The sequence below is a fragment of the Caldicoprobacter algeriensis genome (genome assembly GCF_023838525.1).
Lineage (GTDB): Bacteria > Bacillota > Clostridia > Caldicoprobacterales > Caldicoprobacteraceae > Caldicoprobacter > Caldicoprobacter algeriensis.
On sequence record NZ_JAHUQD010000004.1, the window covers coordinates 153,869 to 175,828 of the forward strand.

The following is a 21,960-nucleotide window of genomic DNA, read 5'->3' on the forward strand; positions in this document are numbered from 1 at the left end:
CTCCCTACTTCTTGATCTCATCTAGCACTACGGTAATATGGCTGGTCCTCTTACGGATCATATAAGCCATACCCCTAGCACGTGGCATTATTCTCTTCAAAGTGGGACCTTGATCTGCGTATATCTCAGCAACATACAAATTGTCCTGATCCATGTTCATATTGTTCTCAGCATTAGCGATAGCAGATTTCAACACCTTCATGACCGGCCTTGCAGCGGCTCGTGGCGTATTGGCCAGTATGGCCAAGGCCTCATTGACTGTTTTCCCCCGGATCAGATCTATTACTGCTCTCACCTTTCTGGGGGACATCCTGATGTATCTAGCAATCGCTCTGGGACGCATATCCTTGTTTTGTTCGCGAGCTTTTGTCTTTTCCCTGATCCTGGTAGCCATGCATACCGCCTCCTTTCGTTAAATGGTCACAATGCTTACTTCAGCGATGTAGATTTTTCGGTGTGGTCACCGTGCCCTCTAAACGTCCTGGTAGGAGCAAACTCGCCCAGCTTGTGCCCCACCATTTCCTCTGTGATGTACACCGGAACATGCTTGCGCCCGTCATGCACCGCTATAGTATGACCCACCATCTCGGGTATAATTGTGGAATCTCTGGACCATGTCTTGATAACAGCCTTTTTGCCGGATTCATTCATAGCCCTAATTTTTTTAAGCAAGCTTTCGCATACATACGGGCCTTTTTTCCTTGAACGACTCATAAATTCGCCTCCCTTCATCCAACCAAACTGCGTTTAAGCTAACGCCTGCGCTTGATGATATACTTATCGGATTCTTTATTCTTTTTCCTAGTCTTGTAGCCCAGAGTGGGTTTACCCCATGGTGTAACAGGCGCCGGTCGTCCAATAGGTGCTTTGCCTTCGCCACCGCCATGAGGATGATCCACAGGGTTCATAGCAGAACCGCGTACCGTGGGACGTATACCCATATGGCGTTTACGGCCAGCCTTACCAATAGATACATTCTCATGATCCAAGTTTCCAACCTGTCCAATGGTAGCCCTGCAATCCAAATGTATCATCCTTATCTCTCCAGAGGGCAACCTGACATGGGCGTAATCCCCTTCCTTTGCCATAAGCTGGGCGGCCCCGCCAGCAGCCCTTACCAATTGCCCCCCACGGCCCGGATACAGCTCTATGTTGTGAATGACGGTCCCTACAGGAATATTCCTTAAGGGCAAAGCGTTTCCCACCTTGATGTCGACATTTTCACCCGACATCACAGTGTCGCCAACTTTTAATCCCAAAGGAGCTATGATGTACCTCTTTTCTCCATCCTTATAATGGAGCAGGGCTATGTTGGCAGTCCTATTTGGGTCATATTCGATAGCCGCCACTTTAGCAGGAACGTTATCCTTATCCCTCTTAAAATCGATTATTCTGTATTTCCTTTTTACTCCCCCGCCTCTATGCCTGACAGTTATACGACCTTCATTATTTCTGCCAGAATGCTTCTTTAAAGGCACCACCAAAGACTTCTCGGGCTCTTTCTTGGTGATCTCTTCAAAAGTTAAAACGCTCATATTGCGCCTGCCAGGGGAGGTTGGCTTATACACTTTTATACCCATGATTCCTTATCCCTCCTTATTGCGCCATTCCTTCAAAGAACGGGATTTCCTTGCTGTCGGGAGCAAGTTTGACGATGGCCTTTTTATATGCAGGGGTCCTCCCTACATGGACACCCATTCTCTTGAGCTTGCCCTTGTATCGCATGGTATTTACCTTCTCAACCTTAACGCCAAATATCTCTTCTATAGCCTTTTTAATCTCTATCTTATTGGCGTTTATATCCACTATAAACGTGTATTTCCTGTTCTGCATCTCCTTATAGCTCTTTTCAGTCAAAACCGGCCTTATAATTATGTCGTGAGGATTCTTCATTATGCGTACACCTCCTCTATGCGGCGCACGGCATCCTGGGTGGCTATGAACGTATCATAATTCAGGATATCTAGCACATTGAGCGTATTTATATAGGCAAGCTTAACGCCTGGAATATTCCGTATGGCCCTCTGCACCACTTCATCTTTCTCAGGCAAAACCACTAGTGCTTTTCGGTTAACCTTGAGATTTTTCAGCACCCTCGCCATCTCTTTGGTCTTGGGCTGCGATAGCTTGAGCGAATCAAGCACGATGATTTCATTATTTGCAACCTTGGACGATAGCGCGCTCTTCATTGCCAGCCTTCGGATCTTCTTTGGTACCGTGTAGGAATAATCCCTTGGCTTTGGAGCAAACACTACACCACCCTTAATCCATATGGGCGAACGGATGCTACCATGCCGTGCTCGACCAGTACCTTTTTGCCTCCAGGGTTTCCTACCACCTCCACGCACTTCCCCGCGGGTCAAAGCAGACTGCGTACCCTGTCGCTTATTGGCCAGCTGCATCTTTACTACTTGATATATAGCAGCTTCATTGACCTCTGCACCAAATACCCCATCATCCAGGTAAATCTCGCCTACAGGGGTACCTTCCATGTTATATAAAGCTACGTTGGGCATAACTTCTCCTCCCTTCTAGAAGCTCTTATCCCTATTTCTTTGCTGCTTGTTTTACCGTTTCCTTGATAACCAGCAGTGCACCCTTGGGACCCGGTACCGCCCCTTTTATCAACAAGAGATTCTTTTCAGGATCCACTTTAACAACCTCCAGGTTCTGAATGGTTACTCTCTCCACTCCCATCCTACCGGGAAGCTTCTTGGTCTTTAATACACGACCTGGAAAAGTATTAGAACCCATGGAACCAGGCCCTCTGTGATATTTAGAACCGTGGCTTTCAGGCCCTCTGCTGTGATTCCATCTCTTGATGTTACCTGTAAAACCTTTACCTTTTGTGTAACCCGTTACGTCTACCCTGTCACCTTTTGAAAAGATGTCAGCTTTTATTTGGCTTCCAACTTTATAATCTCCAATATTGGAAACCCTGAGTTCCCTTAAATACCTTTTATATGGCACTTTTGCTTTATCGAAATGGCCTTTTAAAGGCTTATTCAAAAGCCTTTCGGGAATATCCTCAAAGCCAACCTGAATAGCGCTGTACCCATCCTTTTCAGGAGTCTTGACCTGGGTAACAACGCAAGGGCCTGCCTCAACCACAGTAACCGGCACCAGCAAGCCGTCTTCGGTAAAAACCTGGGTCATCCCCAACTTTTTACCCAGAATCGCCTTCGTCATTCGTCTCAACCTCCATTCCCTAGTAGTGGCTCTTTACCGCTTACAGTTTAATCTCAATATCCACCCCAGCAGGAAGATCCAGCTTCATCAAGGAATCCACGGTCTTGGGAGTAGGACTTAGTATATCTATCAGGCGCTTATGCGTCCTCATCTCAAACTGCTCGCGGGAATCCTTGTACTTGTGCGGAGCACGAAGTATGGTTATTATGCTCTTTTCAACGGGCAAAGGAATAGGGCCTGATACTTTTGCCCCTGTCCTCTTGGCAGTCTCTACTATTTTCTGAGCCGATTGATCTATCAAAACGTGATCATAGGCCTTCAATTTAATCCTGATTTTTTGAGTTGCCATGTTCTCCCTCCTTTAAATACCACGCAGGTTTTGCCCGCCACATTTAAACTAAAGCTTCAGGATGTTCCTGCTTCATCCACCGTGCTACTTAAAACGGCTGTAGCTCTGGTGTCCACAGGTATTCCCCTGTTTAAATCGGCTTACCATTAATTCATCACTCGATGATTTTGGTTACAGCACCGGCGCCTACCGTCCTGCCACCTTCTCTTATAGCAAACCTTAAACCTTCCTCTATCGCTATGGGCGTAATGAGCTTTACCTTCATGTTCACGTTGTCCCCTGGCATCACCATCTCTACTCCCTCCGGCAGCTCTATCACGCCAGTCACGTCAGTCGTCCTAAAGTAAAACTGCGGCCTGTACCCGCTGAAAAACGGCGTGTGCCTTCCTCCCTCTTCCTTCGTCAACACGTATACCTGCGCATAAAACTCCGTGTGCGGCTTGATGCTCCCAGGCTGCGCCAATACCTGGCCCCTCTCTACCTCGTCCTTCTGCACACCCCTCAGCAACGCTCCTATGTTGTCTCCTGCTACTGCCTCGTCAAGCACCTTCCTGAACATCTCTACACCAGTCACTACCGTCGCCTTCGGCTTGTCTGCAAATCCTACTATCTCCACAGTATCAGATACCTTCAGCCTTCCTCTCTCTACTCTACCCGTCGCTACCGTCCCACGACCTGTTATCGAAAATACGTCCTCTATCGGCATCAAAAACGGCTTGTCAACATCCCTCTGCGGCGTCGGTATATACTCATCTACCGCATCCATCAGCTCAAATATTGCCTTGCACCAAGGATCGTTCTCTACATCCCCGCCGCTCTGCGCTACCTCCAGCGCCTTCAACGCAGATCCCCTTATTACAGGTACCTCGTCTCCCGGAAACTCATACTCATTGAGTAGCTCCCTCACTTCCATCTCTACCAGCTCAAGCAGCTCCTCATCGTCTACCATGTCCACCTTGTTCAAAAATACTACAATGTATGGCACCCCTACCTGCCTGGCTAGCAGTATGTGCTCCCGAGTCTGCGGCATCGGCCCGTCCGCTGCAGATACTACCAGTATCGCTCCGTCCATCTGCGCTGCCCCGGTTATCATGTTCTTTACATAGTCAGCGTGCCCAGGACAGTCCACGTGTGCATAGTGCCTCTTATCGGTCTCGTACTCCACGTGTGCTGTGTTGATGGTTATTCCCCTCTCCTTCTCCTCGGGCGCCTTGTCAATATCCTCATACTTCATGGCCTGTGCCTTCCCGTACTTGGCCAGCACCATCGTTATCGCCGCCGTCAGCGTAGTCTTCCCGTGGTCTACGTGCCCTATCGTACCTACGTTTACGTGCGGTTTCGTCCTCTCAAACTTCGCCTTTGCCATCTCTTCTTTCCTCCTCCTTAAATTTTTTAAATTTACTTCTTTATAATTTTCTCAAGCAGGTTCTTTGGAACCTCTTCATAGTGAGACATCTGCATTACGTAGCTACCTCGTCCCTGAGTCTTTGAACGAAGGTCAGTGGCATATCCAAACATCTCAGCCAGCGGCACATAAGCCCTTATCACCTGTACACCAGCACGTAGCTCTGTGCCCTCGACTCTTCCACGTCGAGAAGAAATATCTCCTATTACGTCACCCATATACTCTTCTGGAACGGTAACCTCAACCTTCATGATGGGTTCCAGAAGTACAGGATCAGCCTTTTGCATGGCCTCCTTAAACGCCATAGAAGCCGCTATCTTAAAGGCCATCTCAGACGAGTCTACTTCATGGTATGAACCGTCAAAGACGGTAACCCTGACATCTATTACTGGATACCCGGCCAATACGCCGCTTTCCATGGCCTCACGAACGCCGCTTTCAACTGCCGGGATATATTCTTTGGGGATAACACCGCCAACGATTTTGTTGACAAACTCAAATCCCTTACCCGGCTCAAGCGGTTCAACCTCAAGCCATACATGGCCGTACTGACCACGACCACCGGTCTGCCTGATGAACCTTCCCTCGGCCTTGACAGCCTTTTTGATGGTCTCGCGATAGGCCACCTGGGGCTTACCCACGTTGGCCTCTACCTTGAACTCCCTGACCAAACGGTCTACAATGATTTCAAGGTGCAGCTCACCCATTCCTGCGATGATGGTCTGGCCTGTCTCCTGGTCAACAAAGGTCCTGAAGGTGGGATCTTCCTCTGCCAGCCTCTGCAGCGCCACCGACAACTTTTCCTGGCCTGCCTTTGTCTTGGGTTCGATTGCAACCTGTATAACAGGTTCTGGAAATACCATGGATTCCAGGACTATTGGGTTATTCTCATCGCACAGGGTATGGCCCGTTATGGTGTTCTTCAACCCCACCACTGCTACTATGTCGCCCGCATAGGCCTCGGAGATCTCCTCTCGGTGATTGGCGTGCATGCGCAAAACCCGTCCAATCCTCTCCTTGGTGCCCTTGGTGGTGTTGTACACATAGGTACCCGACCTCAGCACGCCGGAGTAGACGCGTACGTACACCAATTTCCCGACATAGGGGTCAACCATTACCTTAAACGCCAAAGCGCTCAAAGGTTCATCATCCGATGGATGTCTTACGATCTCCTCTCCGGTATCAGGCGATGTGCCTACCACAGGCGGTAAATCAAGCGGTGAAGGCAGATAATCCACAATGGCATCGAGCAAAGGCTGTACCCCTTTGTTTCTGTACGATGAACCACACAACACCGGCACTATCTTGAAAGAGATAGTGGCTTTGCGCAACGCAACCTTTATTTCCTCTTCTGTGAGCTCTTCGCCATCAAGGTATTTCATCATCAGTTCATCATCTTGCTCTGCGACAGCTTCCAGAAGCTTGGTCCTGTATTCCTCAGCCAATTCTTTTAGGTCGTCAGGGACTTCTTTTTCCTCGCTCTGGGTTCCCAAGTCATCAAGATAATATATGGCTTTATTCCGCACCAGGTCAACAATTCCCCTGAAGTCGGCTTCCTTTCCAATGGGTATCTGAATGGGAACAGGATTGGCTCCCAATCTTTCGCGGATCATATTTACGACATTGAAAAAGTCGGCTCCAATTATATCCATTTTATTTACATAAGCCAAACGAGGAACTTTATATTTATTTGCCTGGCGCCAAACGGTCTCAGACTGCGGCTCTACTCCTCCCTTTGCGCAAAATACCGCTACTGAACCATCGAGAACGCGCAGCGAGCGCTCGACCTCTACCGTGAAGTCCACGTGCCCTGGCGTGTCAATGATATTAATAAAGTGATCCTTCCAGCTAACAGTAGTAGCAGCCGATGTTATAGTAATACCGCGTTCCTGTTCCTGCACCATCCAGTCCATGGTAGCGGTACCTTCGTGTACCTCGCCTATTCTGTGTATTTTACCGCTATAGAACAGGATACGCTCGGTAGTAGTCGTTTTACCGGCATCGATATGTGCCATTATACCGATATTTCTTACTCTTTCTATTGGTACTCTAGGCATTGTTGCACCTCCTCCCTTCTAAGCACAGCATTCCCCATGGTTCAGCCTACGGCACAAAAAACATACTCCTCTACCATCTGTAGTGCGCAAAAGCCTTGTTGGCTTCTGCCATTCGATGAGTATCTTCCTTTTTCTTCACAGCGCCACCAGTATTGTTTGCAGCATCTATAATCTCGGCTGCTAACCTCTCCACCATGGTCCTTTCGCCACGCTCTCTGGCATATTCAACCAGCCAGCGCAAGCCCAGCGCTTGTCTCCTATCCGGGTTGACTTCTACCGGCACCTGGTAAGTGGCGCCACCAACCCTGCGTGGCCTCACTTCCAATACAGGCATCACGTTGTTCAGCGCCTGCTCAAAAACTTCCATTGGATCCTTGCCGGTTTTTTCCTTAATGAGGTCAAAAGCCCCATAGCAAATCCTCTGCGCCAGAGACTTCTTCCCATCGCGCATGACCTTATTTATAAGCTTGGTTACCAGCTTGCTTCCATAAATGGGATCAGGGAGCACTTCCCGTTTAGGAACAGGTCCTTTTCTCGGCATTACATTCCCTCCTTAACAAAAAAAATCCAATCGCTTTTTGCATCCCATTACTTCTTGGGCTTCTTGGCACCGTACTTGGATCTCCCCTGTTGACGATTAGCAACGCCAGCAGCATCCAGAGCGCCACGTATGATATGATAACGTACGCCGGGTAAGTCCTTCACCCTGCCCCCACGAATCAGAACCACCGAGTGCTCCTGCAAGTTGTGTCCAATTCCCGGAATGTATGCAGTAACCTCCACACCATTTACGAGGCGGACTCTAGCAATCTTCCGCAGGGCAGAATTAGGCTTCTTGGGAGTGGTTGTCTTAACCGCGATACATACACCTCTCTTCTGGGGGCATCCCTTTAAAGCAGGTGCGGAAGACTTATATTCGCGTTTCTCTCTACCTTTGCGAACCAGTTGATTGATGGTTGGCATTATCCTACACCTCCTTTCGATCGGCCTCTCTCAAAATAGCAGCTGTGGCAGCCCCTACGTCAATGCCACAGATCCTACCTAATTCCTTCATAGAATCCACGTAAAAAATGGGAATATTATTCTTCTCGCATTCTCTCTTTACCCTCTCGCTGATATATTCATCCACATCCTTAGCTAGGTAAACCCTGACCGCTTTACCGGCATTGATAGCCTTCAGCGTCTGCTTCGTGCCAACAGTTCTGGCTGAAGCATTTTTTAATTCCTCTAACATGGCTACCCCCATCTTTCACCGAAAACTGAAATTCTAAAAGACAACACACTGCAGTATTTTATCATTGTTAACCAGCCCTGTCAACACATTTAGACACAAAAAGGGCTTCTTTTTTGTGCCTCCCTCCACTCAAAAATATATTTTATTTTCTGCTGATACCGGGAACAACCCCGATACCAGCAGAAACACCACCCTATAACACAGATATTCCCATGGCTCAAATCAAACAGATAAAGCAGCTGTCTCCTTGGACTTTTGATTCTCGTCCTCCTGGGCTTTGAGCTCTTCTTCGGTGCGCACCTCGATATCGCGGTACCTGCTCATGCCAGTACCTGCCGGAATGAGCTTGCCGATGATGACATTCTCTTTAAGGCCCATCAGAGGATCGATCTTGCCCTTTACCGCTGCATCGGTCAGCACACGAGTAGTTTCCTGGAAGGAAGCAGCCGATAGGAAGGAATCGGTGGCCAGCGATGCTTTAGTGATTCCCAGCAGCACCCTCTTAGCCACAGCAGGCTGCCCGCCTTGCTGCACAATCCTCTCGTTTTCCCTCTCGAACTCGAATATGTCTACCAGTCCACCGGGCAACATATCGCTGTCGCCTGGATCCTCCACTCTCACCTTGCGGAGCATCTGCCTGATGATTATCTCGATATGCTTATCATTTATATCTACACCCTGGTAACGATAAACTTTTTGAACCTCCTGCAAGAGATAAGCCTGTACGCCCTTTACACCCTTTATCTTCAATATATCGTGCGGATTAACCGAACCTTCGGTAAGCTCATCCCCTGCTTCAATCTGCTGCCCATCTTCTACCCTTATTCGGGCACCATAGGGCACGGTATAGACTTTGGTTTCTCCGTCATGCGACGTTACAATGATCTCCCTCTTCTTCTTGGTATCGTTTATCTTGACAGTACCTGAAATTTCGGAGATAACCGCCAATCCTTTGGGTTTACGCGCTTCAAACAGCTCCTCAACGCGCGGCAGACCCTGGGTGATATCCTCGCCGGCGACACCACCGGTGTGGAAGGTTCTCATGGTCAGCTGAGTACCCGGCTCGCCAATGGACTGGGCAGCAATGATACCAACAGCTTCTCCCACGTTTACAGGATGGCCGGTGGCCAAATCAATACCGTAGCACTTGGCGCATACACCATACTCGGTACGGCAGGTAAACACGCTGCGTATACACACCTTTTGAATGCCGGCCTTTACAATCCGCTCAGCCTTTTCGTGGTCTATGAGCTCATTGGTGTATACTATGACCTCTCCAGTATTGGGGTCTATGACGTCTTCTGCGGCATAGCGCCCCAAAATCCTGTCGATGAGCGACTCGATGACCTCATTGCCTTCCCTTATCTCCGACACCTCAAAGCCCTTTACCTCTTCTCCCAGTCTCGCAAAGCAGTCCTCTTCCCGTACGATGACGTCCTGGCTGACATCAACCAAACGCCTGGTAAGGTAACCCGAGTCAGCGGTACGCAGCGCGGTATCAGCTAATCCCTTTCTGGCACCATGGGTGGATATGAAGAATTCCAGTACAGTCAAGCCCTCGCGGAAGTTAGAACGTATGGGCACCTCTATGATCACGCCAGCCGGGTTAGCCATAAGGCCGCGCATTCCGGCAAGCTGCCGGATCTGGTTAATGCTACCGCGAGCACCAGAGTTAGCCATCATATACACGTGGTTAAACGGGTCTAGGGCAGCCAAAAGGGCTTGAGTGACCTTATCGGTAGTCTCATTCCATATGGATATGATCCTGTTATACCTCTCTTCATCCGAGATAAGGCCACGGCGATACTGCCTCTCAACCCGTGCAACTTCTTCGTCAGCTTGCCTGAGCAGCTCTTGCTTCTCCTCGGGCACCACGATATCGGATACTCCTATTGTAATGGCGCCTTTTGTAGCATAGTGGAAACCCAGCGCCTTTATCTTGTCCAATACAATGGCGGTTTCGGTATTGCCGTATTTGCGGTAACACCTGTCAACTATTTTTTCCAGCATCTTTTTATCTACCAAAGTATTGATTTCCAGGTCAAAGGCCTCATCCGGATTATTTCTGTCTTTGAATCCCAAATCCTGCGGAATGGCCTCGTTGAATATAACCCTGCCCGGCGTCACATCTATTAGTTTAGATACCCTTTCCCCATTTATCTCTTTTGTAACCCTCATCTTAATGCGGGCATGCAGTCCCACCTGACCCGTCTGATATGCCATTATCACCTCGTCGGGCCCTGTGAACACCCTTCCTTCGCCTTTCTCGCCTTCACGCTCAATGGTGAGATAATAACACCCTATAACCATATCCTGAGTGGGGCACACCACAGGCCGGCCATCCGAAGGCTTTAGCATGTTATGGATGGATAACATCAAAAAGCGTGCTTCAGCTTGAGCTTCTACCGACAGCGGAACGTGCACCGCCATTTGGTCACCGTCAAAGTCAGCGTTGTATGCCGTACACACCAGCGGGTGAATCTTTATGGCGCGCCCCTCCACTAAAACGGGCTCAAAGGCCTGGATTCCCAGACGATGTAGTGTAGGTGCACGGTTCAAAAGCACAGGATGCTCCTTTATGACCTCCTCCAGCACATCCCATACTTCAGGCCTTACACGCTCCACCATGCGCTTTGCGCTCTTTATGTTGTGGGCCAGCCCTTTTTCAACCAGCCTCTTCATGACAAAGGGCTTAAACAGCTCCAGCGCCATCTCCTTTGGAAGCCCGCACTGATACATCTTAAGCTCAGGCCCCACCACGATTACAGAACGTCCCGAATAGTCCACACGCTTTCCAAGCAAGTTTTGACGAAATCGCCCCTGTTTACCTTTAAGTAAATCGCTCAAGGACTTAAGCGGCCTGTTGCCCGGTCCTGTAACCGGACGACCTCTCCTCCCGTTATCTATAAGAGCATCCACCGCTTCCTGCAGCATTCGTTTTTCATTTCTCACGATGATATCAGGAGCTCCCAGTTCCAGCAACCTCTTGAGGCGGTTGTTACGGTTAATCACCCGCCTGTAAAGATCATTGAGGTCCGAGGTGGCAAAACGGCCACCATCCAGCTGTACCATGGGACGAAGGTCAGGCGGAATAACCGGAATCACGTCCAATATCATCCATTCTGGCCTGTTGCCCGACTTTCTGAAAGCTTCCACCACTTCCAATCGCTTGATAATACGTATGCGCTTTTGACCCGTAGCCGTCTTTAGTTCCTCTCGCAGCTCTTTGGACAGCGCATCCAGGTCAATCTCCTGAAGCAGCTCCTTTATGGCCTCTGCGCCCATCCCGGCCCGGAACCTGTTGCCATAGGCTTCCTGATACTCCCGATACTCCCTCTCGGTCAAAAGCTGCTTTTTGACTAGAGGCGTATCACCCGGGTCTATTACCACATAAGCAGCAAAATACAGCACTTTTTCTAGAGCTCGGGGAGACATATCAAGCAGCAAGCCCATACGGCTGGGGACGCCCTTAAAGTACCATATGTGAGATACCGGGGCGGCCAGCTCAATATGTCCCATGCGCTCACGGCGAACCTTGGCTTTAGTAACTTCTACGCCACAACGATCGCATATGATTCCTTTGTAGCGAACCCTCTTGTACTTTCCGCAATGGCACTCCCAGTCCTTCGTAGGCCCGAAAATCCTTTCACAAAATAGCCCATCCTTTTCAGGCTTTAAAGTCCTGTAGTTTATGGTCTCGGGCTTTTTAACCTCGCCCCGAGACCACTCGCGAATTTTATCAGGAGAAGCCAATCCGATTTGTATAGAATCAAAGTTATTGAGTTCCACCGAAGCTTCCGCTCCCTTCTTTAATAGTCTTGCTCTTCATCGTCCATATCCTTCAAGCTGTCCAAATCGTCCAGGTCCTCCAAACCAGGTATGTCCACGATGTCGTCCAAATCAAAGTTATCCAGTTCCTCATCTTCAAAATCCTTCTCTTCATCTTTTTCTTCTACCGGCTCTTCCACAACCTCATCCTTCTCTCGTCCTTCTATATTTACGCCCAGTTCTTCTATGTCATCATCGACAGTCTCTTTGATAGCTATCTCTTCTTTTTCTTCTGACAGCACCTTCACGTCAAGGCCCAAGCTCTGCAGCTCTTTAATAAGCACCTTGAACGACTCGGGAACGCCTGGTTCTGGGATATTTTCACCTTTTACGATAGCCTCATATGTCTTGACGCGTCCTACCACATCGTCGGATTTTACCGTCAACATCTCCTGCAGGGTATGGGCAGCACCATAAGCCTCCAGAGCCCAAACTTCCATCTCGCCAAACCTCTGACCGCCAAACTGCGCCTTCCCTCCCAGAGGCTGCTGAGTAACCAGGGAATAAGGCCCAGTGGAGCGAGCATGGATCTTATCATCAACCAGGTGAACCAGCTTCATCATGTACATGTACCCTACCGTAACGCGGTTCTCAAACGGCTCACCAGTACGGCCATCATAAAGGGTAACCTTCCCATCTCTGCTGAAACCGGCTTTTTCAAGAGCATCCATTATATCCTCCTCGTTGGCGCCATCGAAAACCGGCGTAGCCACATGCCAGCCAAGGGCTTTGGCCGCCAGACCCAGATGCGTCTCCAGTACCTGTCCAATGTTCATACGGGATGGAACGCCCAAAGGATTGAGAACTATCTCCAGAGGAGTACCATCCGGCAAGAAAGGCATGTCCTCCTCGGGCAATATCCTGGATATGACGCCCTTGTTTCCGTGACGCCCGGCCATCTTATCACCCACAGATATCTTACGCTTCTGCGCCACATACACCCTTACCATTTGATTGACACCTGGCGCCAGCTCATCACCGTTTTCACGGCTAAACACCTTTACATCCACCACGATTCCACCCTCGCCATGGGGAACCCTCAGCGAGGTGTCTCTAACCTCACGGGCCTTCTCGCCAAATATGGCCCTCAACAGCCTTTCTTCAGCCGTCAGCTCGGTCTCGCCTTTGGGAGTAACCTTCCCAACCAGGATGTCTCCGGCCCGCACCTCAGCACCTACCCTTATGATGCCTCTTTCATCCAGGTCCTTGAGAGCATCCTCACCCACATTGGGAATCTCCCTGGTTATCTCCTCGGGCCCCAGCTTGGTATCACGAGCCTCAACTTCGTACTCTTCTATATGGATAGAGGTATACACATCCTCTTTTACCAGCTTTTCGCTGATTAGGATAGCATCTTCGTAGTTATAACCTTCCCATGGCATAAAACCGACCAGAACGTTTTTCCCCAGAGCCAGTTCGCCATGATCAGTAGAAGGCCCATCTGCTATGACTTGCCCCTTTTCAACCCGTTGCCCCACCTCTACAATCGGGCGCTGATTTATGCAAGTACCCTGATTGGAGCGAGCAAACTTTATAAGATCATACACTTGTTCCTTGCCGCCGTCCTCTTTAATTACAATTCGATCAGCCGAAACCTTTTTAACCACTCCGGACTCTTTCGCTACCACTACTACTCCAGAATCTTTGGCTGCCCTATACTCCATACCCGTTCCGATTATAGGCGCCTCGGTGCGTATGAGGGGAACTGCTTGGCGCTGCATGTTTGAACCCATCAAAGCGCGATTGGCGTCATCGTTTTCCAGGAAGGGAATCAGCGATGCCGCTACAGACACGACCTGTTTGGGAGAGACGTCCATCAGCTCCACCTGTTCCCTGGGCACCTCATATATCTGGTCTCTGAACCTGGCCATGACGCGCTCGTTTACAAAATATCCATTTTCATCCAGCTTTTCGTTGGCCTGGGCAATCACGTACTCGTCCTCTTCATCGGCAGTAAGGTAGACTATCTCATCAGTTACCCTCTTGTTTTTCTGATCCACTTTCCTGTACGGAGATTCAATGAAACCATACTCATTGATACGGGCATAAACGCTGAGAGAGTTTATCAAACCAATATTGGGTCCTTCTGGAGTCTCTATAGGGCAAATTCGACCATAGTGGGAGTGGTGTACGTCTCTTACTTCGAAGCCTGCACGCTCTCGGCTCAAACCTCCAGGCCCCAGAGCACTTACCCTTCGCTTATGGGTCAGTTCAGCTAACGGGTTTGTCTGATCCATAAACTGAGAGAGCTGGCTGCTGCCGAAAAACTCTTTGATTGCAGCCACCACAGGACGAATATTTATGAGAGCCTGAGGCGTTACCGTCTCTACATCCTGTATGGTCATTCTCTCCTTAATCACTCTCTCCATGCGCGACAGCCCAATCCTGAACTGGTTCTGTAGCAGTTCGCCTACGGCCCGCACACGCCTGTTGCCCAGATGATCGATATCATCAATGTGTCCTATGCCATTGAATAGATGAATAATATAATTCACAGAGGCCACAATATCATCTGCTATGATGTACTTAGGGATAAGCCTGTTAAGGTTTGCCCTCAAAGCCTCTTTCAGTTCACGCTCGCTCAAATTCTGGTCGAGAATCTCCTTCAAAACAGGATAATGTACCTTTTCGTTGATACCAACCTCCTGCGGGTCAAAGCTCAAATAATGCTTTGCATCCACGAAATGGTTGCCCACTATCTTGACAACCTTTTCATCATCCAACAATACCTCTACCTGATTGACTCCGGCATTTTGTATCATCTCGGCCTTCTCGCGCGTAATCTTTTCTCCCTCTTCAGCCAATATCTCTCCTGTTGAAGGATCCACGACATCCCGTGCACATACACGCCCATTCAGCCTGGCACTCAATGCCAGCTTCTTATTGACCTTATAGCGCCCCACCCGCGCCAGGTCATACCTTTTAGGATCAAAAAACAGCGAAGTCAAAAGCTGCTTTGCACTCTCGACGGTAGGCGGCTCACCTGGCCTCAAGCGCTTATAGATCTCAATTAAAGCCTCTTCTTCAGTCTTGGTGCTATCCTTTTCTAAAGTGTTCAACAGCCGTTCGTCTTCGCCAAGCGCTTCTTTAAGCTGACTGTCAGTTCCATATCCCAGCGCTCGCAAAAGGATTGTTACTGGCAATTTGCGGGTACGATCAATGCGCACGTATATCACATCGCTGGAATCAGTCTCATACTCCAACCATGCACCGCGATTGGGTATAATGGTTGCAGAATACATCTTTTTGCCGCTTTTGTCAGCTTGCTCAGAGTAGTAAACCCCCGGTGAACGCACCAGCTGGCTGACGACCACGCGCTCGGCTCCGTTAATTATAAATGTACCCCGCTCAGTCATCAGAGGAAAATCTCCCATAAAAACTTCCTGCTCCTTGACCTCACCGGTCTCCTTGTTGATGAGGCGAACGCGGACCTTCAGGGGAGCCGCGTAATTCATGTCCCTGTCCTTGCACTCCTGCACCGAATACTTCGGATTGTTCTCCAGCCTATAATCTACAAACTCCAATACCAGATTCCCCGTATAATCGGTGATGGGCGAAACTTCCTCAAATACCTCTTTTAAACCTTCTTTTAAAAACCACTGATATGAATTCTTTTGAACCTCAATGAGATTTGGGATATCCAGTACCTCATCAATTCTAGAATAGCTCATCCTTGTCCTGTTTCCTACCTGAACTGGATGCACCATAAATTTTTCACCCCTTAAATTTATTAAACGTTGACAAACGTGCCCCCTCATAGCAATATGGCCCTTTTAAACGATGGGAAAGTCAAAAATAAAAAATGACAAAAAGGTCCCCCTCTGGTTTTTAACACAACCGCGAACCTGCAGTAGCCTTATTATAAATTATTCCCTTGAAATTTATACCCTATTCGGTGTAAAATATAAACACAGAAGAAAAAATGTAAGCGAGTTATGACCTCCCTACCTACTAATGCAATTTTTAATATTATCATAATTCTGTGTAGATGTCAACGGGAGAAATTTTAAATTTTAAAATTTCAATAAAAAAGGGACTCGTTTTAGAGTCCCTTTTCATTCTTTCATTATGCTGCTCTGTTATTTAATCTCGACTTTGGCACCGACTTCTTCGAGTTTGGCTTTGGCAGCCTCAGCTTCTTGTTTGCTAACCCCTTCCTTAACCGGCTTGGGTGCGCTCTCTACCAAATCCTTGGCCTCTTTCAAGCCCAAACCAGTCAGCTCGCGTACAACCTTAATAACCTTGATCTTTTCTGGGCCAACATCAGCAAGGATGACATCAAACTCTGTCTTCTCCTCTTCAGCTGGAGCAGCGGCGGCACCAGGTACACCAGCAACCGGAGCAACAGCTACTGGAGCAGCTGCGCTAACTCCAAACTCTTCCTCCAAAGCTTTTACCAGCTCTGCCAATTCCAAAACAGTCATATTTTTAATAGCTTCTATCAGTTGATTCTTATCCATTCTAAACTACCTCCCGTTACAAATTTTTTGATTTGTTTTTTGATTCAGGCAATTGTACTTTTTTGTTTAAGCTTCCTTTTGCGCTTTGATGGCGTTTAAAGCATATACCAGCGCCCGGATTGGGCCACTGAGCACTCCCACCAGATTGGCAATGGGAGCATTCAAGCTGCCAAGCATTTTGGCAATAAGCTCTTCCCTGGACGGAAGCTTGGCCAACGCCTTGATACCGTCCACATCGATTATCTTCCCGTCGACCACTCCGACCTTGAATTCCATCTTATTGAGCTCTTTCATGGTATCCAATAGGATTTTGGCCGGAGCCACTGGATCCTTCACGCCAAAGGCTATGGCTGTAGGACCCTCCAGATGGGGGATCAAACCTTCCAACCCTAACTCACGCGCTGCAATCTCTATCAAGGTGTTCTTGTATACCTTGTAGATTACCCCCGCTTCACGGAATTTCTTGCGGAGCTGATTGACCTCCTCAACCGTCAGGCCTTTATAATCCACCAGGATGGCGCTGCTTGAATTTGATAACCTTTCTTTGATCTCGGACACAATTTGAACTTTTTCTTCGCGGACCGGCATCCCCTCTATCACCTCCTTCAAAGCGGCGGTAAGCAAAAATTAAAAAGCCCCCTTACCGCAAGGCAGTAAGAGGGCAGTATATACCCGTCCCTTTACCTTACCTCGGTAGGCTGTGTAAATACATTTAAGCTCAAAGGCACCTACTGTCTGCGGTAAGCCTTAAAATATTTTTTGATTTTTTAAATCGCTAGAACTTCGCCGGGTTTACCTTAATCCCCGGTCCCATAGTGCTGGACAGCACAATGCTTTTCAGATAAGTCCCCTTGGCAGCTGCGGGTTTAGCCCTAACGACGGCTTCTATCAAAGCCCGCAAATTCTCAAGCAGCTTGTTTTCATCAAAAGATGCCTTCCCAATGGCTACATGCACAATACCTGCCTTGTCCACACGATATTCTACCTTACCCGCTTTGATATCTCGCACAGCCTTGCCCACTTCCATGGTTACCGTACCGGCCTTGGGATTGGGCATCAAACCTCGGGGACCCAAAATTCGTCCTAATCTACCCACCATAGCCATCATATCTGGGGTAGCGACACACACGTCAAAGTCCAGCCAGCCCTCGTTCTGAATGCGCGCCACCAGCTCTTCTGCACCTACATAATCGGCACCTGCTTCTTCAGCCTCTTTTGCCTTGTCACCTTTGGCAAATACCAGCACTTTAACAGTTTTACCAGTGCCATGGGGTAGCACCACTGTGCCACGCACCTGCTGATCAGCATGTCGAGGATCAACCCCTAATCTCACCGCAACTTCGACGGTTTCGTCAAACTTTGCGTTGGCAGTCTGTTTTACAAGCTTTACCGCTTCTTCAGGATCGTACAGCTTGGTACGGTCCACTAACTTCAAAAGCTCCTGATACCTCTTACCTCTCTTCATGACTCAACCTCCTTGTGGTGTTAGGCGGAAAAATTTCCTCCCACAATTTTTATTAATCTTCTACAATTATACCCATACTGCGGGCAGTGCCTGCAATCATGCTCATCGCGGCCTCAATGCTCGATGTATTCAGATCGGGCATTTTAAGCTCAGCAATTTCCCTGATCTGCTGCTTTGTCACTCTGCCCACCTTTTCGCGGTTAGGAACAGCAGAACCCTTTTCAATCCCAGCAGCCCTTTTCAATAGAACGGCTGCAGGCGGCGTCTTGGTAATAAAAGTAAACGAGCGATCCTGATATACAGTGATAACAACCGGGATGATCAACCCTGCCTGCTTGGCAGTTCTCTCGTTGAACTCCTTGCAAAACGCCATTATGTTAACGCCATGCTGTCCCAACGCTGGTCCAACTGGCGGAGCAGGAGTGGCTTTCCCGGCAGGAATTTGCAGTTTCACCACGGCTACCACTTTCTTGGCCATCTCTTACACCTCCTTAAATTTTCTGTATCTGATTGTATCGCAATTCTATGGGGGTTTCCCTGCCAAACATTGAGACTAAAACTCTTACCTTTTGCTTATCGGGATAAATCTCTTCGACCACCCCAATGAAATTCTCCAGCGGCCCTGATGTAACGCGAACGTTATCGCCCACTTCCACATCCAGCTTGATGGGCACATCCTCTACCCCCATCATGCGTACCTCTTCAGGAGTAAGGGGTATGGGTTTAGAACCAGGACCCACGAACCCCGTCACACCTCTGGTGTTGCGAACAAGATGCCAGGATTCATCGGTCATAATCATTTTTACCAATACGTACCCCGGAAATATCTTCTTGCTAACCACTTTCTTTTTACCATTTTTGAATTCGATCTGCTCTTCGGTAGGAACTCTCACTTCCAATATCAAATCCTGCATTCCGCGGCTTTCCACCATCTTCTCTATATTAGCCTTTACTTTGTTCTCATACCCCGAATAAGTATGAACCACATACCACTTTGCTTGCTCTTTTTCGCTCATAAACCAAGGGCCTCCCTTTTAATTTGGCCCCCCTCCCTTATATCACGTAATCAATTTAAGGAGCTGGCCTAAAATCAGGTCCACTATCCCTACAACTATTGCAAAGATCACAATAAAGACTATGGCTGCAATAGTAGCATTCACCAACTCCTTACGGTCGGGCCAAGATACTTTTTTTACCTCTGAAATGACATCCCGAAAATATTTCACTACTCTCTTCCTTTTGCTAGACACCTTTGTCTCGGCTTTACCCTGGGCAATTTTTGCCATAATCTTCACACCCTTAACTCTTTTCTTATCGCTCTACACTTCATCTAGTCTCTCTATGAATGGTATGCTTTTTGCAATACTTGCAGTATTTTCTCAGTTCCAACCTATCGGGGTCATTTTTCTTATTCTTGGTAGTATTATAGTTCCGCTGCTTACATTCCGTACAAGCCAGCGTGATGTTTACTCGCATCCCCTACACCTCACTTCAGTTTATATTCAGCTGTCTACTTCTTCTTTGTAAATCAATACTATTTTAATTTACCATATAAACTTGACCCTTGTCAATGAGCTTTCAAGATTTTTCGGCCCAAAACGAAGTTTTCCCTGATAATTCACAATAAAAGCGCAGGCAACTACCTGCGCTTTTATCAACCATGCTATTAAAACTTTAAGATCACTCGATGATTTTGGTTACAGCACCGGCGCCTACCGTCCTGCCACCTTCTCTTATAGCAAACCTTAAACCTTCCTCTATCGCTATGGGCGTAATGAGCTTTACCTTCATGTTCACGTTGTCCCCTGGCATCACCATCTCTACTCCCTCCGGCAGCTCTATCACGCCAGTCACGTCAGTCGTCCTAAAGTAAAACTGCGGCCTGTACCCGCTGAAAAACGGCGTGTGCCTTCCTCCCTCTTCCTTCGTCAACACGTATACCTGCGCATAAAACTCCGTGTGCGGCTTGATGCTCCCAGGCTGCGCCAATACCTGGCCCCTCTCTACCTCGTCCTTCTGCACACCCCTCAGCAACGCTCCTATGTTGTCTCCTGCTACTGCCTCGTCAAGCACCTTCCTGAACATCTCTACACCAGTCACTACCGTCGCCTTCGGCTTGTCTGCAAATCCTACTATCTCCACAGTATCAGATACCTTCAGCCTTCCTCTCTCTACTCTACCCGTCGCTACCGTCCCACGACCTGTTATCGAAAATACGTCCTCTATCGGCATCAAAAACGGCTTGTCAACATCCCTCTGCGGCGTCGGTATATACTCATCTACCGCATCCATCAGCTCAAATATTGCCTTGCACCAAGGATCGTTCTCTACATCCCCGCCGCTCTGCGCTACCTCCAGCGCCTTCAACGCAGATCCCCTTATTACAGGTACCTCGTCTCCCGGAAACTCATACTCATTGAGTAGCTCCCTCACTTCCATCTCTACCAGCTCAAGCAGCTCCTCATCGTCTACCATGTCCACCTTGTTCAAAAATACTACAATGTATGGCACCCCTACCTGCCTGGCTAGCAGTATGTGCTCCCGAGTCTGCGGCATCGGCCCGTCCGCTGCAGATACTACCAGTATCGCTCCGTCCATCTGCGCTGCCCCGGTTATCATGTTCTTTACATAGTCAGCGTGCCCAGGACAGTCCACGTGTGCATAGTGCCTCTTATCGGTCTCGTACTCCACGTGTGCTGTGTTGATGGTTATTCCCCTCTCCTTCTCCTCGGGCGCCTTGTCAATATCCTCATACTTCATGGCCTGTGCCTTCCCGTACTTGGCCAGCACCATCGTTATCGCCGCCGTCAGCGTAGTCTTCCCGTGGTCTACGTGCCCTATCGTACCTACGTTTACGTGCGGTTTCGTCCTCTCAAACTTCGCCTTTGCCATCTCTTCTTTCCTCCTCCTCTTGTTTAACTGCATTTGCATTTAGAGTTTTTGTCCAATTTTCAGCATAAAACTTGCCAAAAGCAAAAATAAAAAATTATACCGTATTCTTTTTTACTGCAACAATCATCTCGCCGCTGCCCTTCCTTGCAACATTTCTCCGATTATTAATAAATGGAGCCCATGACCGGACTTGAACCGGTGACCTTCGCCTTACCATGGCGGTGCTCTACCAACTGAGCTACATGGGCACAAAATAAAAACTTAATTGGAGCGGGTGATGGGAATCGAACCCACGCCGCCAGCTTGGGAAGCTGGAGTTCTACCATTGAACTACACCCGCATTTTTCAAACACAACCTACAGCAACATATATTGTAACTTGACACAGTTCATTTGTCAACATCTTTTTAGAATTTTTTATTCTCCTTCCTCATGGTGGCGTTCTTCAAGGTAGCGCTCAAGTTTTCTCTTTACCCGCTGTAAGGCATTGTCTATGGATTTAACATGCCTGTCCAAATCAACCGCTATTTCTTGATACGACTTACCCTGCAGATAGGATATGAGAACCTCCTGTTCCAAATCGCTTAAAAGCTCATTGAGCTTGTTCTCAATGTTCATAAACTCTTCACGGCTTATTATCAGTTCTTCAGGGTCGGAAACCTTTGCTCCCGAAATGACATCCATCAACGTACGATCAGACTCTTCATCGTAAATGGGCTTATTGAGGGATATATAAGAATTTAACGGAATATGCTTCTGCCTGGTAGCAGTTTTGATGGCAGTGATGATCTGTCTAGTTACGCACAGCTCAGCAAAAGCACGAAAAGATGAGAGCTTGTCCTGCCTGTAATCCCTAATAGCTTTATAAAGCCCAATCATTCCTTCCTGAACAATATCTTCACGATCAGCGCCTATTAAAAAATACGACCTGGCTTTTGCCTTTACAAAGTTTTTATATTTGTATATCAAGTACTCCAACGCCTCTGCATCGCCTTTTTTTGCATCCTCTACTATTTCTTCATCCAGCATCAACTGGAAACGGCTGTATTCGTTTGCTGCAGCCTCAGCTTTCACCCCTATCT

At 48.3% G+C, this 21,960-nt stretch carries 23 protein-coding genes, 2 tRNA genes and 1 other annotated feature; all 25 genes read right to left on the reverse strand.

All coding sequences use genetic code 11. The annotated features are described in order from the left end of the window. Positions 1-4 precede the first annotated feature (4 nt). Entirely contained in the window at positions 5-343 is a 339-nt protein-coding gene (gene rplV / locus KVG29_RS04010) for a 50S ribosomal protein L22 (RefSeq protein ID WP_252226802.1), read from the reverse strand. Between the two features lie 86 nt (positions 344-429). Further along, on the reverse strand, positions 430-714 hold the full coding sequence (gene rpsS, locus KVG29_RS04015; protein ID WP_252226740.1) for a 30S ribosomal protein S19: 285 nt from the start codon (positions 712-714) through the stop codon (positions 430-432). Positions 715-752: 38 nt separating this feature from the next. Further along, positions 753-1,580, reverse strand: coding sequence for a 50S ribosomal protein L2 (rplB, locus tag KVG29_RS04020; RefSeq protein WP_252226741.1), 828 nt, complete (start codon positions 1,578-1,580; stop codon positions 753-755). A gap of 16 nt (positions 1,581-1,596) precedes the next feature. Continuing rightward, positions 1,597-1,896: a 50S ribosomal protein L23 gene (gene rplW, locus KVG29_RS04025; RefSeq protein WP_420840524.1), complete on the reverse strand. Its 300-nt coding sequence runs from the start codon at positions 1,894-1,896 to the stop codon at positions 1,597-1,599. Continuing rightward, complete coding sequence (gene rplD / locus KVG29_RS04030) at positions 1,893-2,516, reverse strand: 50S ribosomal protein L4 (RefSeq protein WP_252226744.1); 624 nt, start codon at positions 2,514-2,516, stop codon at positions 1,893-1,895. Before rplD ends, rplW begins: the two co-directional genes overlap by 4 nt. Before the next feature lie 31 nt (positions 2,517-2,547). Then, on the reverse strand, positions 2,548-3,189 hold the full coding sequence (gene rplC / locus KVG29_RS04035; protein ID WP_252226745.1) for a 50S ribosomal protein L3: 642 nt from the start codon (positions 3,187-3,189) through the stop codon (positions 2,548-2,550). 40 nt (positions 3,190-3,229) lie between these two features. Next, entirely contained in the window at positions 3,230-3,538 is a 309-nt protein-coding gene (gene rpsJ / locus KVG29_RS04040; RefSeq protein WP_252226747.1) for a 30S ribosomal protein S10, read from the reverse strand. Between the two features lie 154 nt (positions 3,539-3,692). Continuing rightward, positions 3,693-4,904: an elongation factor Tu gene (tuf, locus tag KVG29_RS04045; protein WP_252226750.1), complete on the reverse strand. Its 1,212-nt coding sequence runs from the start codon at positions 4,902-4,904 to the stop codon at positions 3,693-3,695. A gap of 32 nt (positions 4,905-4,936) precedes the next feature. After that, on the reverse strand, positions 4,937-7,000 hold the full coding sequence (fusA, locus tag KVG29_RS04050; RefSeq protein ID WP_252226751.1) for an elongation factor G: 2,064 nt from the start codon (positions 6,998-7,000) through the stop codon (positions 4,937-4,939). Between the two features lie 70 nt (positions 7,001-7,070). Further along, a complete protein-coding gene (rpsG, locus tag KVG29_RS04055) occupies positions 7,071-7,541 on the reverse strand; it encodes a 30S ribosomal protein S7 (protein ID WP_252226753.1) in 471 nt (156 codons plus the stop codon). Positions 7,542-7,588: 47 nt separating this feature from the next. Beyond that, positions 7,589-7,963 carry a 30S ribosomal protein S12 gene (gene rpsL, locus KVG29_RS04060; protein ID WP_025748460.1) on the reverse strand — a complete coding sequence of 125 codons (375 nt, stop codon included), beginning with the start codon at positions 7,961-7,963 and terminating at the stop codon, positions 7,589-7,591. A 4-nt stretch (positions 7,964-7,967) separates the two neighbouring features. Then, positions 7,968-8,234 (reverse strand): ribosomal L7Ae/L30e/S12e/Gadd45 family protein, encoded by a 267-nt coding sequence (locus KVG29_RS04065; protein WP_252226755.1) that lies wholly within the window; start codon positions 8,232-8,234, stop codon positions 7,968-7,970. 222 nt (positions 8,235-8,456) lie between these two features. Further along, the gene (gene rpoC, locus KVG29_RS04070; RefSeq protein ID WP_252226757.1) at positions 8,457-12,023 is read right to left on the reverse strand and encodes a DNA-directed RNA polymerase subunit beta'; all 3,567 of its coding nucleotides are present in this window, start codon (positions 12,021-12,023) and stop codon (positions 8,457-8,459) included. A 20-nt stretch (positions 12,024-12,043) separates the two neighbouring features. After that, positions 12,044-15,769, reverse strand: coding sequence for a DNA-directed RNA polymerase subunit beta (rpoB, locus tag KVG29_RS04075; protein ID WP_252226758.1), 3,726 nt, complete (start codon positions 15,767-15,769; stop codon positions 12,044-12,046). Positions 15,770-16,141: 372 nt separating this feature from the next. Beyond that, entirely contained in the window at positions 16,142-16,522 is a 381-nt protein-coding gene (gene rplL, locus KVG29_RS04080) for a 50S ribosomal protein L7/L12 (RefSeq protein ID WP_252226759.1), read from the reverse strand. A gap of 66 nt (positions 16,523-16,588) precedes the next feature. Further along, entirely contained in the window at positions 16,589-17,110 is a 522-nt protein-coding gene (gene rplJ, locus KVG29_RS04085) for a 50S ribosomal protein L10 (RefSeq protein WP_252226760.1), read from the reverse strand. A 31-nt stretch (positions 17,111-17,141) separates the two neighbouring features. Then, positions 17,142-17,281: a sequence feature (ribosomal protein L10 leader region), on the reverse strand. Between the two features lie 16 nt (positions 17,282-17,297). Continuing rightward, entirely contained in the window at positions 17,298-17,987 is a 690-nt protein-coding gene (rplA, locus tag KVG29_RS04090) for a 50S ribosomal protein L1 (protein WP_252226761.1), read from the reverse strand. A gap of 52 nt (positions 17,988-18,039) precedes the next feature. Beyond that, positions 18,040-18,465: a 50S ribosomal protein L11 gene (gene rplK, locus KVG29_RS04095; protein ID WP_252226762.1), complete on the reverse strand. Its 426-nt coding sequence runs from the start codon at positions 18,463-18,465 to the stop codon at positions 18,040-18,042. 13 nt (positions 18,466-18,478) lie between these two features. Continuing rightward, positions 18,479-19,003 (reverse strand): transcription termination/antitermination protein NusG, encoded by a 525-nt coding sequence (gene nusG, locus KVG29_RS04100; RefSeq protein ID WP_252226764.1) that lies wholly within the window; start codon positions 19,001-19,003, stop codon positions 18,479-18,481. A gap of 42 nt (positions 19,004-19,045) precedes the next feature. Further along, positions 19,046-19,273 (reverse strand): preprotein translocase subunit SecE, encoded by a 228-nt coding sequence (secE, locus tag KVG29_RS04105; protein WP_252226765.1) that lies wholly within the window; start codon positions 19,271-19,273, stop codon positions 19,046-19,048. A gap of 40 nt (positions 19,274-19,313) precedes the next feature. After that, positions 19,314-19,463 carry a 50S ribosomal protein L33 gene (gene rpmG, locus KVG29_RS04110; RefSeq protein ID WP_252226766.1) on the reverse strand — a complete coding sequence of 50 codons (150 nt, stop codon included), beginning with the start codon at positions 19,461-19,463 and terminating at the stop codon, positions 19,314-19,316. A gap of 204 nt (positions 19,464-19,667) precedes the next feature. Beyond that, complete coding sequence (tuf, locus tag KVG29_RS04115) at positions 19,668-20,879, reverse strand: elongation factor Tu (RefSeq protein WP_252226750.1); 1,212 nt, start codon at positions 20,877-20,879, stop codon at positions 19,668-19,670. A 172-nt stretch (positions 20,880-21,051) separates the two neighbouring features. Next, positions 21,052-21,127, reverse strand: a tRNA-Thr gene (locus KVG29_RS04120). An 18-nt stretch (positions 21,128-21,145) separates the two neighbouring features. Further along, positions 21,146-21,219, reverse strand: a tRNA-Gly gene (locus KVG29_RS04125). 76 nt (positions 21,220-21,295) lie between these two features. Beyond that, entirely contained in the window at positions 21,296-21,952 is a 657-nt protein-coding gene (gene sigH / locus KVG29_RS04130) for an RNA polymerase sporulation sigma factor SigH (RefSeq protein ID WP_338084614.1), read from the reverse strand. Positions 21,953-21,960: the final 8 nt, after the last annotated feature.